Source organism: Actinomadura sp. BRA 177 (assembly GCF_013372625.1).
Classification (GTDB): Bacteria; Actinomycetota; Actinomycetes; order Streptosporangiales; family Streptosporangiaceae; genus Spirillospora.
Window position 1 is genome coordinate 1 of record NZ_JABXFD010000068.1, and the last position, 12307, is coordinate 12307.

Here is a 12307-nt window from a genome sequence, read left to right on the forward strand (position 1 = left end):
CAGCGGGTGAAGGCGGGGGTTTGGACGGCGACCATGAGGAGGCTGCCGCAGGCTACGCCTATGGCGGCGCTGGTTATTCCTATGAAAGGGGCGAGGGTCGCTATTAGGGCGAGGATGCCGATGTTGTAGGCGAGGTAGATGGCGGCCGGTGGGCCGAATATGTGGTGGGCGCGCAAGGTTGCGCTCATGAAGCCCGCCAGGCCGAACGTCACTACGGTGACCGCCGTTAGGCGGACGCATTGGACGGCCGGGCCGTGGTCGGTCAGGCCGGGGGCGAGGACGTCCACCACCAGGGGGGCGGCGACTATCAGCGTCAGCGTGATTAGGGAAAGGCCCAGCACCATGCGCGGGAGTGTTGAGCCGGCCAGGGGGCGCAGGCCGTCGCCGCGTGCCAGGAGGCGGGTGACGACGGGGACCATGAGGAGTGCCATCGCGTCCTCGATGAGGAGCGGCGACACCGTTTCCGGAATCGTCCAGGCGACTAGGAATGCGTCGGTGCTCTCGCTGGCGCCGAACATGTGCGCCATGACGAGGTCGCGGGCGAAGCCGAGGCCGGTGCCCGCGGCGATGAGCACGCCCGACAGCGCGGCGGCGCGTCCGACGGAGCCCATGCCGGCGGTCATTCGCGCACCGTCCCGAACGCGCGGGCGGCGACGGCGCCGATGACGATGGCGGTGAGCGCGCAGGTCGGCCCGCCGAGGTCCGCGTACAGGAAGTTGACCAGCAGGAACGCCAGCAGGCCGACACTCGCGAGCCAGAACGGGTCGCGGGCGCGGCGGCGCGTCCACAGCCCGGCGAGGAGCACCGCGAGCAGCGCGCCGAACCCGGCGAACCCCACGATGCCCTGCTCGGACAGGAACAGCAGGTACTCGTTGTGCGGCGAAAGCAGCGGCTGCCGCACGTACCCGTTGACGGAGTCGGCGGTCTCGCTGCCGGACGACAGTTCGATCGTGGCGTAGGTGTCGCGGTAGGCGGGGAAGTTCTTCACGCCGACGCCGGTGCCGGGATGGTCCTCCCAGATCCGGAGGGCGGCGGCCCACAGGTTGTACCGGTCGTCCACCGACTGGTCGGGGTGGCTGATCGAGGCGGCCATCGACTTGGACCGCTCGATGACGGCCTGCCCGCCGCCGCCCATGACCGCGACCATGACGATCAGCAGCGCGGCGCAGCAGGTCAGTACCTTGGCGGCCGTCCACCGGCTGAAGATCACCAGGGTGAGGACGGCGGCGGCGCCGAGCGCGAGCCACGTGCCGCGGCTGAGCGCGAGGGCGAGCGCGGCGGCCATCACGGTGAGGCCCGCCAGCGCGGCCGGGACGGCGGCGGGGCCGCGGCCGGGCGCGGTCAGCGCGAACGCGGTCAGGATGAGGAACGCGAACCCGACGACGATCGACATCGCCATCACGTCGAGCGCGCCGAACGTCCCGACGGCGCGAATGTTCTGCCCGCCCATCGAGGCGCCGTTGCCGGTGACCGACTGCCAGATCCCGTACCCGGCCTCCGCCAGCCCGAGGCCGAGCAGCGAGGAGAGCACGATCGCGAGGTCGCGGCGGTCGCGGACGAGCAGCACGACGGCCAGCGGCACCAGCACGAAGATCTGCAGGTCGCGGACGAACCCGGCCAGGCTGGTCCCGATGTCCGCTGAGTGCACGGTGCTGATGCCGAGACCGACCACCAGCGGTGCGAACGCCCAAAACGCCGGGCGCGGCATCTCGACCCGTCCGGTCACCAGCAGGAACGCTGCGACCAGCACGAGCGCGCAGCTCGCGACGTCCCCGACCGTGACCTGGACGCCCGGCCCGAACGCCTCCGAACCCGGCGGTATCCCGACGCTCGCCACGGTCGCCGCGATCAGCCAGCTCGGACGCCGCGGAACCCGGGCGGCGGCGAGCGGCGGGGCGAGGACGGTCATCCGGCGTCCCGGCAGAGCATCGCCCGCGCGGTCAGCAGCAGGATCTTCAGGTCGCCGGCGAACGTCCAGTGGTCGATGTAGTGGTTGTCGAGCCGCGCCCGCAGCTCGATGGACGTGTCGCCGCGAAACCCGTGGATCTGCGCCCACCCCGTCATCCCCACCGGGACGCGGTGCCGCAGCATGTAGCCGGGGCACGTGCGGGCGAACTGCTCCACGAAATGGGGACGTTCCGGACGCGGCCCCACAAGGCTCATGTCGCCGCGCACCACGTTCCACAGCTGCGGAAGCTCATCCAGCGACGTGTTGCGCAGGAACCGTCCGACGCGTCCCATGCGCTCGTCGTTCTTCACCGTCCAGCGAGTGTCGGACTCCTGCTCGTCCACAGGCTTCAGCGTGCGGAACTTCAGCAGCACGAACTCCTCGCCGCCGAGCCCGATCCGCCGCTGCCGGAACAGCACGCCGGGCCCGCCCTCCAGCCGCACGGCCAGCGCGCACGCGGCGAGGACCGGCGCGGCGACGACCAGCAGCAGGCACGCCACCGCGAAGTCGAGCGCCCGTTTCGCCCACCGGGCGGCGGGGTCGCGGAGCCGCCAGTCGACCCGCGCGCACGGCAGCCCAGCGAGGTACTCGCGCCGCGCCGGCGCCACCGGCACCACGTCCGACGGCGGCTGGACGAGCAGCGTCTCGCACGGCAGCCCGAACGAGATGCGCAGGATGGCGTCCAGCTGGTCGGGGTGGACGTCCTCGGCGACGACGATCAGCGTGTCGATCGCGTGCTCCTCGACGAGCGCCGGCAGGTCGGCGGTCTCGCCGAGCACCGGCGCCGACGCGGGACGTCCCGCCGCCACCTGCCCGACCGCCGACAGGCCGAACTCGCCGCGGTCCCGCAGGATGTCGACCATGTGCGCGGCCGTCCCGCCCGTCCCGACGACGAGCGCGGGGCGCGGCCGGGCCCGGCGGCACCGGTAGGTCCGGACGGTCGCGTTCACGAACACGCGGAAGCCCAGCGACATCGACGCGGACACCGCCACCGCCCACAGCAGCGCCGCCACCGGATGCGGCAGCAGCACCGCGACGACGGCGCCGACGACGAGCATCCGGGCGAGCAGCGGCGGGGCGTCGGCCAGCAGCGACGGGCTGCGGCGCGTCCGGTAGAGCCCGCCGGACGCGTTGAAGACGACGACGGCCAGCGCCGCGAGGCCCGCCAGCACACCGCCCCGCGACATGGATGCGCCGACGGCCATCGCCCACCCGTCCACCACGGCGACGCACGCCGGGCCCATACCGGCCAGCGTCCGCGCACCGCGCCCGGCCGGCATCAGGACGTCGAGGCCCGCCGGAACGAGATCAGCGGGGCCGCCGCCAGAGTCGATGGAAGGACTCAGCCCCTGGGCTCTCATCGCGCGCGTCCCTTCACAGCCAAGTTCACCTAGCGGGGCCGTCGCGGGCGGCCACGGTCCAGCATCGCAACTGGTCAGCATGCGGATCGCCGCTTTTAACCGCGCCCAGCACAGTCTTGAAGAGAAGATCGACGGAGCGCCCGGACGGTCAGCGGTCCACGAAAGATCGGCCGAATCGTCCCCCGCGCGCGAACCTTCGCGGGACGATGGACGTCCTAAGTGATCGGACGTCGCCACCGTGCCGCCCCGCCTCCGGACGGGCCGGGAATAAGGGCCGTTCCGTAAGCGATCTTGTTGCCGTCCCGCGACACGCGGGCCCGGCCGGCTGTTGGGGGAGAACGGTGCGACGAAAGGCGTTGGTGCTGGCGCTGGTCCTGGGGCTGGCGACCGCGTGCGGCGGCGGTGACGGGGAGACCGGCGGGACGACCGCGAAGGGCGGCGACGCCGGCACGCCGGAGGTGACGATCACCCCGGCGAACGGCAACGGCGAGGCCCGCCCCGACCAGGGCGTGACGGTCACCGCCGCCGGCGGCACGCTCGGCGCCGTCTCCGTCAAGCTGAAGGGCGCCGAGGTCCCCGGCGCCCTGTCCGCCGACAAGACCAAGTGGCACTCCACGTGGACGCTGCAGCCCGGCGGCCGCTACCAGGTGTCGGCCACCGCGACGTCCCCGAAGGGCAAGTCCACCACCGCGACCAGCGCGTTCCGCACCAGCCGCGCCACCGCCGCCACCCGCGTCAACAACGTCGTGCCCAGCGAGAACGAGACGGTCGGCACCGGCATGCCGGTCTTCGTCCAGTTCACCAAGGCCGTCCCCGACAAGGCCAAGCCGCTCATCGAGCGCGCCACCGAGATCTCCTCCACCACCCCCACCGAGGGCGCCTGGCGCTGGCTGAGCGCCGGCGAGTCCTTCAACGGCCTGCCCTCGATGGTGTTCCGCCCGGAGCACCCGTGGAAGCCGCACCAGCGCGTCACCGTCAAGGTCCACTACGCCGGCCTGAAGATCGGCGACAGCGTCTTCGGCGACCGCGACGTCACCCGCACCTTCAAGGTCGGCGACTCCCACGTCATCAGCATCAACGCGAAGACGCACCGGCTCACCGTCAAGAAGAACGGCCGCACCGTCCGCAAATGGGGCGTCAGCCTCGGCGCCGGCGGCGACGTCCAGCGCGACGGCGTCGACCACCTGCTCACCACCAGCGGCGTCCACCTCACCATGGACCACGTCCGCCTGGAGCGCATGCGCCCGCCGGGCAAGAAGAAGGGCGACCCCGGCTGGTACGACGAGAAGGTCCCGTGGGCGACCCGCATCTCCAACAGCGGCGAGTACATCCACCAGAACATGGACGACCCGACCTGCCTCGGCAACCGCAACTGCAGCCACGGCTGCGTCCGCTCCCCCGCCGCCGACGCCCAGTGGTTCTTCCACTGGTCCTACCGCGGCGACATCGTCAGCATCACCGGCACCAAGCGCAGCCTCCAGTGGACGAACGGCTGGGGCTACTGGCAACTCCCCTTCACCAAATGGACCAAGGGCAGCGCCCTCGGCAAACCAATAACCACCACCAGAGCCTGACCGGGCGGCGGGACGGACGTCCAACCACCGGGTTTTCTAGGGGTTAGCGGGCCTCGACTACACTTTTGTCATTCGTTGTCGGGAATCGTGCGCGTCTAGAGGTGGGGTATGACCGCGTCGCAGGGCATCGCCGAGGAGTTGCGCGGTGTCGGGCTGCGGGTGACGGCCGCCCGCGTCGCGCTGCTGGAGACCGTCCGGACGGGCGATCACCTCGATGTCGAGTCGATCGCCGGCGGGGTGCGCGACCGGGTGGGGCACATCTCGCTGCAGGCCGTGTACGAGGCGCTGCACGCGCTCACGGCGGCGGGGCTCGTGCGGCGCATCCAGCCGGGCGACAGCCCGGCACGGTTCGAGGGACGCGTCGGCGACAACCACCACCATCTGGTGTGCCGCGACTGCGGGTCGGTGAAGGACGTCGACTGCGTCGTGGGGCACGCGCCCTGCCTGGAGCCGGTGGACGAGGCCGGGTACCTGGTGGACGAGGCCGACGTCACGTTCTGGGGGCTCTGCCCCAACTGCCGTCCCTAACGACGTTCAGGCCGACCCGGGAAGCGGGCCGGCCTGAAGCGTTCGGGCGGATCAGGCGAGTTCGAACCGGTCCAGGTTCATCACCTTGTGCCACGCGGCGACGAAGTCCTGCACGAACTTCTCGTCCGCGTCGTCGGCGCCGTAGACCTCGGCGACCGCGCGCAGCTCGGAGTTCGAGCCGAACAGCAGGTCGACGCGGCTGCCGGTGAACTTGACCTCGCCGGAGGCGTCGCGGCCCTCGAAGGTCTCGGCGTCCTCGGACGTCGGCTCCCACGTGATGTTCATGTCGAGCATGTTCACGAAGAAGTCGGTGGTCAGCGCGCCGGGACGGTCGGTGAGCACGCCCAGCTTGGACTGCTGGTAGTTCGCGCCGATGGCCCGCAGGCCGCCGACGAGCACCGTCATCTCGGGCGCGGTGAGGTTCAGCAGCTGCGCCCGGTCGACGAGCAGGAACTCGGCCGGCAGCCGGTTGCCCTTGCCGACGTAGTTGCGGAACCCGTCGTGCGTCGGCTCCATCTCGGAGAACGACTCCACGTCGGTCTGCTCCTGCGTGGCGTCGGTGCGCCCCGGCGTGAACGGCACCGTGACGTCGTGGCCCGCGTCCTTCGCGGCCTTCTCGACGCCCGCGCAGCCGGCGAGGACGATCAGGTCGGCGAACGAGATCTTCTTGCCGCCGGCGTTGAACGACGCCTGGACGCCCTCCAGCGTGCCGAGCACCTGCGCCAGCTCGTCGGGCTCGTTGACCTCCCACCCGCTCTGCGGCTGCAGGCGGATGCGGGCCCCGTTGGCGCCGCCGCGCTTGTCGCTGCCGCGGAACGACGCGGCCGACGCCCACGCGGTGGTGACCAGCTGCTGCACCGACAGGCCGGTGGCGAGGACCCGCTGCTTGAGGTCGGCGATGTCCGCGTCGTCGACGAGCTCGTGGTCGACGGCGGGCACCGGGTCCTGCCAGATGAGCTCCTCGTCCGGGACCTCCGGGCCGAGGTAGCGGACGACCGGGCCCATGTCGCGGTGCGTCAGCTTGTACCAGGCACGGGCGAAGGCGTCCGCGAACTCGTCGGGGTTGTTCTTGAACCGCTCCGAGATCGGCCCGTAGATCGGGTCGAAGCGCAGCGACAGGTCCGTCGTCAGCATCGTCGGGTGGGTGGTGCCGTCGGAGTGGGCCAGCGGGATGGTGCCGGCGCCGGCGCCGTCCTTGGGCCGCCACTGCTGGCCGCCCGCGGGGCTCTTGAACAGCTCCCACTCGTACCCGAACAGGATGTCCCAGAAGCTGTTGTCCCAGGTGGTGGGCGTGTCGGTCCAGGTGACCTCAAGGCCGGAGCCCATCGCGTCGTCGCCCTTGCCGGTGCCGTAGGTGCCCTTCCAGCCGAGGCCCATCTGCTCCAGCGGCGCGGACTCCGGCTCCGGCCCGACGTTGGCGTGCGGGTCGGCGCCGTGCGTCTTGCCGAAGGTGTGGCCGCCGGCGATCAGCGCGACGGTCTCCTCGTCGTTCATCGCCATCCGGCGGAACGTCTCGCGGATGTCGCGGGCCGCGGCGATCGGGTCCGGGTTGCCGTTCGGGCCCTCCGGGTTGACGTAGATGAGGCCCATCTGGACGGCGGCGAGCGGGTTCTCCAGGTCGCGGTCGCCGGTGTAGCGCTCGTCGGCGAGCCATTCGCGCTCGGGGCCCCAGTAGACGTTCTCGTCGGGGGCGTAGACGTCCTCGCGGCCGCCGCCGAACCCGAACGTCTTGAAGCCCATCGACTCCAGCGCGACGTTGCCGGCCAGGATGTACAGGTCGGCCCAGGACAGGCTCTTGCCGTACTTCTTCTTGACCGGCCACAGCAGCCGGCGGGCGCGGTCGAGGAGGACGTTGTCCGGCCAGCTGTTGAGCGGCGCGAAGCGCTGCTGGCCGCCGCCGGCTCCGCCGCGGCCGTCGTGGACCCGGTAGGTGCCGGCGCTGTGCCAGGCCATCCGGACCATGAGCGGGCCGTAGTTGCCGAAGTCCGCCGGCCACCAGTCCTGCGAGTCGGTGAGCAGGGTGGCGATGTCGGCCTTCACGGCGGGCAGGTCGAGGCTGTTGAACGCCTCGGCGTAGTCGAAGGCCTCCCCGTAGGGGTTGGTCTCGGACGGCTGCGGGGCGAGCACCCGCATGTTGAGCTGGTTCGGCCACCAGCCTCGGTTGCCGCCGCCCTGGGTGGGGTGCGGGGCGCGTGCGCTGTGCACGACCGGGCAGCCGCCGGCGCTTTCGGTGTTCTCAGCCATGTGCTTCCTTCCAGGACGAAGCAGGGGTGGATCAGGAGGGACAGTCGGGGCACAGGCCCCAGTAGACGACCTCGGCCTCGTGGATCGCGAAGCCGCGGTCGTCCGAGGCGGTCAGGCAGGGGGCCTCGCCGACGGCGCAGTCGACGTCGGCGATGGCGCCGCACGACCGGCAGACGACGTGGTGGTGGTTGTCACCGGTCCGCGACTCGTAGCGCGCCACGGAACCGGAGGGCTGGATGCGCCGCACCAGGCCCGCCGCCGTCAGCGCGCGCAGCGAGTCGTACACGGCCTGGTGGGACACCTTCGGCAGGTCGCCGCGCACGGCGCCGATGATCGAGTCGGTGTCCGCGTGCGGATGCGCGTGCACCGCGCGCAGCACCGCGATCCGCGGCCGGGTCACCCGCAGATCAGCCTCGCGCAGCATCTCCCGGAACTCCAAGGGTGTCGCCACGCGAGCCAGCCTGGCCCATTTTCTTGAATGAGTCAAGATAAGGAGTCGTCCAAGTTTGGGACGGGACGGCGCGGGCCCGTGCTGTGCACCGCCTGCCTGGATTTTGGCCGTGCGTGACCGGCTCGGCCAGGCGCGTTGACGGAGACGCGGCCGATTCAGCTTCCTGTGAACAGGGCCGTCCGACGGGACGGCTCGCCCTCCAGGCACGCGTGCGATGCGCCGTGCCTCCCCGCCAAGGAGAAGCAGGATGCCAAGGAAGACCAGCCTCGCCGTGGCCGCGGCCGTGACCGCCGCACTGCCGCTGGCGCTCGCCGTGCCGGCGTGGTCGCACGGGTTCACCACGTCCCCGCCTAGCCGCAGTTACCTGTGCGGCACTCACCAGGTCCGGAACTGCGGCCAGGTCCAGTGGGACCCGGACGGCGTCGAAGGGCCGAAGGGGTTCCCGCAGCGCGGGCCACGCGACGGGGAGATCTGCGCCGGCGCGGACGGGCGGTGGGCACCACTGGACGACCAGCGCGGCGGCACCGGCTGGCCCGCGACGTCGGTGACCGGCGGCCAGTCCTTCAACATCGTCTGGCAGTTCACGGCCCGGCACTCCACCACGTCGTTCCGCTACTTCGTTACCAAGGACGGCTGGGACATCACCCAGCCGCTGACCCGCGCCGCGCTGGACCTCACGCCGTTCATCCAGGTGAACTACGGCGGCCGGCAGCCGTCCAACCCGACGACCCACAGCGGCACCCTCCCGCAGCGGCACGGCAGGCACATCCTGCTCGCCGTCTGGGACATCGCGGACACCGGCAACGCCTTCTACCAGTGCTCCGACCTCGACTTCGGCTGACGTCCGCGCGGTGCCCCCGTGGGGCGGACGGCGAGAAAGGAGCGCGCGGGGGGAGGTGCAAACCGGGACGTTTCACTAGGATGCTCGCGTGCGCGAAGATCAAGAGGCCCTGGACGAGAGCGTGTTGACCGCGCCTCTCCAGCTGCCGAGCGACGGCGAGGACGAGCCCGCGGAGCGCAGCACGGCCGGCCGGGCCGATCCGGGGCCCGTGCGGGCGTTCGGCAAGGACGTCGAACGGCTCGCGGGGCTGGTGACGCAGCTCGCGACCCTCGCCTCCGCGCTGGGCGGACGGCTGGACGGCGAGGTCCGCAAGGTCCTCGACGACGCCGAGCAGGCCCTCGCCGAGGCGAGCGGCGCCCGGAAGCAGTCGCTGGACGCGGACGCGCGCGCCGCCGAGGCCGAGGCCCGCACCGAGGAGGCCCGGCGGGAGACCGCCGAGGCGCGCGAGGAGTTCGAGAAGGCGCTCGCCGCCGCGAAGGCGAGCGTCACCGCGGCGCAGGAGAGCGAGGCCAACGCGTGGAAGGAGGCCGGCGCCCACCAGCAGGCCCGCGCCACGTCCGCGAACGAGGCCGCGAGCGCCGAGGGGCTGCGCAAGCGCGCCGAGGCGGCGTGGAGCACCGAGCACCAGGCCCGCGGCGACGCCGAGCGTGAGCGCGACGACCTCACCACGCGGCTGTCGGCCGAGCAGAGCGCGCTCGCCGCCGCCCGCGGCGACCTGCGGGACGTCCGGTCCGAGCTGGCGGAAGCCCGGTCCAAGCTGGAGGCCGCCGCCGAGACCGAGCGGCGGCTGCGCGCCGAGCTGAGCGTCGTCCAGGGCGAGGTCGCCGGGCTGACCGTGGAGCGCAACGCCGCCACGGGCCGGGCGGAGGAGCACGCCACCCGTGCCAAGCGCGCCGAGCAGCTCGCCGACTCGGCGGAGGACCGCATCCTCGCCGCGATGGCCCGCGCCGACCGGGCCGAGCAACGCGCGGACGCCGCCGAGGAGCGCGCCGACGCCGCCGAGATCCGCATCGACCGCGACGCCGCCACCGTCCGCGCGCTGCAGGACACCCTGCGGGCGGCGCTCGACCTGCCGTCCGTGGAGGACCTCGACGACGGCCGCGGGGTACGGGTCGGCGACTCCGCCGCGGTCGTCGCCCAGCCGGGCGGCCTGATCGGCGTCGACCAGGTCCCGGAGGAGATGGACGGCGAGCTGGCCGGCCGCTTCGCCCGCGCGATCCTGGCCGTCCGCGTCCACCAGGCCACCCACCGCCCGGCCCCGGAGGCCCCCACCGAGCAGTCCGACCCCGAGGACTAGCACGGCAAGCATCAACGTTCATTGACCACGAGCAGCCGACCCGGCCGACGTCCGTGGACAGCGCACTAGCGCGGCGGCGCGGCTTCAGGACAGCGGACTGACCGGGCATGGCGCGACCAATCCGCCGATGAGTTCTTACTCGTCGCAGTTCGGCTATGGCGCGCGGAGGGCGGCGGGGGCGGTTTCGGGGACGGCGGGCTTGGTGGGCATGACGCGGTCTATGCGCTGGTAGGCGGTGCCGGGCTCGGGGCGGGGGTCCTTTTCGCCCTGGTTCGGCCAGAAGGCCATGGCGCGTTCGGCCTGGGCCGTGATGGTGAGGGACGGGTTGACGCCGAGGTTCGCGGTGACCGCCGAACCGTCCACGATGTGCAGGCCCGGGTGGCCGTGGACGCGGTGGTACGGGTCGATGACGCCGGTTTCCGGAGTTTCCCCGATGACGCAGCCGCCGATGAAGTGCGCGGTCGTCGGGATGTTGAACAGGTCGAACCACGTCCCGCCTGGGGTGGCGTCGAGTTCCTCGGCGAGCATCCGGACGGCGTCGTGGGCGACGGGGATCCAGGTCGGGTTCGGTTCGCCGTCGCCCTGGCGGGCGACGAGCTTGCGGCGGCCCAGGCGGCCGCGCTTCTCGTCGAGGGTGATCGAGTTGTCGGCGGTCTGCATGACGAGCGCGATGACCGTCCGCTTGGCCCAGTCTTTGAGGGAAAGTCCGCGCAGGATGATGGTCGGGTGCCGGACGGACTGGCCGAGGAACTTCAGCCAGCGGGGCGCGCCGCCGCCGTCGACCAGGAGGGTGCGGATGACGCCCATCGCGTTGTTTCCGGCGCCGTAGCGGGTCGGTTCGATGTGGGTCTTCTCGTCCGGGTGGAAGGACGAGGTGATCGCAAGGCCCGTGCTGTGGTCGACGTCCTTCTTGCGGTGCCACACCGTCATGCGCTCGACGCCGAGCAGCGCCTCGGAGTTGGTGCGGGTGAGTTCGCCGAGGCGGGGCGACAGGTGCGGGAGGCGGCCGGCGGCGCGCATGCGGTGCAGGAGCCGCTGCGTCCCGTACGTTCCGGCGGCGAGGACGACGTGCTCGGCGGTCAGCGTGCGGCGGCGTTTGCGCAGCGGTGTGGTGTGCTCGGTGGCCACCTCGTAGCCGCCGTCCGGTCTGGGCGAGAGTGAGGTGACCGTCGTGTCCGGGATGACCTGGACGCCCGCCTTCTCCGCCAGATACAGGTAGTTCTTGGTGAGCATGTTCTTCGCGCCGACCTTGCAGCCGATCATGCAGGAGCCGCAGGCGGTGCAGGTCGTCCGGCGCGGGCCGGCGCCGCCGAAGTACGGGTCGTCGGCGTCCTCGCCGGGCTTCTCGCCGAAGAACACGCCGACGGGGGTCGGGTGGTAGGTGTCGCCGACGCCCATCCGGTCGGCGACCCGCTTCATCGCCTCGTCGGCGGGGGTTATGAGGGGGTTCGTCGTGACGCCGAGCATGCGGCTGGCCTGGTCGTAGAACGGTTTCAGCTCGTCCTGCCAGTCGGTGATGTGGCCCCACTGGCGGTCCTTGAAGAACGGCTCCGGCGGGACGTACAGGGTGTTCGCGTAGACGAGCGAGCCGCCGCCGACGCCGGCGCCGGCCAGCACGAGCACACCGGCCTTGCCGCCGACCAGGTGGACGCGCTGGATCCCGCGCATCCCGAGGCGGGGAGCCCACACGTACTTGCGCAGCCGCCAGGACGTCTTGGGCAGCGTGTCCTCGTCGAAGCGGCGTCCGGCCTCGATCACGGCGACCCGGTAGCCCTTCTCGGCCAGCCGCAGCGCCGACACGCTGCCGCCGAACCCGGAGCCCACCACGATCACGTCGAAGTCGTCGGCGTCACCGGACATCGCACACCACCTTCGTCGCGGGAAGGCCCCGAGTGTGGACCCTCCGCGGAGTCGTCCGCCATGCACGCGGAGCAACGTAGCTATTCAGCCTGAAGGAGGTGCTGTGGCTGGTGGTAGCCAGGGCCCGGTGCTGAAGAGTCGGTGGAGGGCGTCGAGTTTGTCCAGGCCCCATTTGCCGGCGGTGGAGAGATAGGAGTGGACGA

General features: G+C 71.8%; 10 protein-coding genes. 4 read left to right on the forward strand and 6 right to left on the reverse strand.

The window, feature by feature from the left end; translation table 11 throughout:
- From HUX53_RS00980 to HUX53_RS00990, 3 genes are all read right to left on the reverse strand, one after another.
- Positions 1-623: lipid II flippase MurJ (locus HUX53_RS00980; RefSeq protein ID WP_303623140.1), on the reverse strand; the 623-nt coding region annotated here is incomplete at its 3' end.
- Positions 620-1909 (reverse strand): O-antigen ligase, encoded by a 1290-nt coding sequence (locus HUX53_RS00985; protein WP_176401267.1) that lies wholly within the window; start codon positions 1907-1909, stop codon positions 620-622. The genes HUX53_RS00980 and HUX53_RS00985, both read right to left, overlap by 4 nt.
- Positions 1906-3309, reverse strand: a complete 1404-nt coding sequence (locus HUX53_RS00990) for a sugar transferase (RefSeq protein ID WP_176401268.1) — start codon at positions 3307-3309, stop codon at positions 1906-1908. Before HUX53_RS00990 ends, HUX53_RS00985 begins: the two co-directional genes overlap by 4 nt.
- 341 nt (positions 3310-3650) lie before the next feature.
- Between HUX53_RS00990 and HUX53_RS00995 the strand changes: the two genes are divergently transcribed.
- Both HUX53_RS00995 and HUX53_RS01000 read left to right on the forward strand, forming a co-directional pair.
- On the forward strand, positions 3651-4883 hold the full coding sequence (locus HUX53_RS00995; protein ID WP_309236986.1) for an Ig-like domain-containing protein: 1233 nt from the start codon (positions 3651-3653) through the stop codon (positions 4881-4883).
- Between the two features lie 108 nt (positions 4884-4991).
- Positions 4992-5411: a Fur family transcriptional regulator gene (locus HUX53_RS01000; RefSeq protein ID WP_176401269.1), complete on the forward strand. Its 420-nt coding sequence runs from the start codon at positions 4992-4994 to the stop codon at positions 5409-5411.
- A gap of 51 nt (positions 5412-5462) precedes the next feature.
- On the opposite strand, the gene katG is transcribed toward HUX53_RS01000, so the two are convergent.
- Positions 5463-7655, reverse strand: a complete 2193-nt coding sequence (gene katG / locus HUX53_RS01005; RefSeq protein ID WP_176401270.1) for a catalase/peroxidase HPI — start codon at positions 7653-7655, stop codon at positions 5463-5465.
- A 31-nt stretch (positions 7656-7686) separates the two neighbouring features.
- Positions 7687-8079, reverse strand: a complete 393-nt coding sequence (locus HUX53_RS01010) for a Fur family transcriptional regulator (protein WP_176401275.1) — start codon at positions 8077-8079, stop codon at positions 7687-7689.
- A gap of 274 nt (positions 8080-8353) precedes the next feature.
- On the opposite strand from HUX53_RS01010, the gene HUX53_RS01015 reads away from it, so the two are divergent.
- Positions 8354-8947 (forward strand): lytic polysaccharide monooxygenase, encoded by a 594-nt coding sequence (locus tag HUX53_RS01015; RefSeq protein ID WP_176401271.1) that lies wholly within the window; start codon positions 8354-8356, stop codon positions 8945-8947.
- An 88-nt stretch (positions 8948-9035) separates the two neighbouring features.
- On the forward strand, positions 9036-10244 hold the full coding sequence (locus HUX53_RS01020) for a hypothetical protein (RefSeq protein ID WP_176401272.1): 1209 nt from the start codon (positions 9036-9038) through the stop codon (positions 10242-10244).
- 153 nt (positions 10245-10397) lie between these two features.
- On the opposite strand, the gene HUX53_RS01025 is transcribed toward HUX53_RS01020, so the two are convergent.
- A complete protein-coding gene (locus HUX53_RS01025) occupies positions 10398-12104 on the reverse strand; it encodes an FAD-dependent oxidoreductase (RefSeq protein ID WP_176401273.1) in 1707 nt (568 codons plus the stop codon).
- Between the last annotated feature and the right edge of the window lie 203 nt (positions 12105-12307).

Excerpts from the sequence above, each read along its gene's own strand:
- HUX53_RS01025 (WP_176401273.1), bottom strand. The coding sequence starts at position 12,104 with ATGTCCGGTGACGCCGACGACTTCGACGTGATCGTGGTGGGCTCCGGG.
- HUX53_RS00990 (WP_176401268.1), bottom strand. The coding sequence starts at position 3,309 with ATGAGAGCCCAGGGGCTGAGTCCTTCCATCGACTCTGGCGGCGGCCCC.
- HUX53_RS01010 (WP_176401275.1), bottom strand. The coding sequence starts at position 8,079 with ATGCTGCGCGAGGCTGATCTGCGGGTGACCCGGCCGCGGATCGCGGTG.
- HUX53_RS00985 (WP_176401267.1), bottom strand. The coding sequence starts at position 1,909 with ATGACCGTCCTCGCCCCGCCGCTCGCCGCCGCCCGGGTTCCGCGGCGT.
- katG (WP_176401270.1), bottom strand. The coding sequence starts at position 7,655 with ATGGCTGAGAACACCGAAAGCGCCGGCGGCTGCCCGGTCGTGCACAGC.
- HUX53_RS01000 (WP_176401269.1), top strand. The coding sequence starts at position 4,992 with ATGACCGCGTCGCAGGGCATCGCCGAGGAGTTGCGCGGTGTCGGGCTG.
- HUX53_RS01015 (WP_176401271.1), top strand. The coding sequence starts at position 8,354 with ATGCCAAGGAAGACCAGCCTCGCCGTGGCCGCGGCCGTGACCGCCGCA.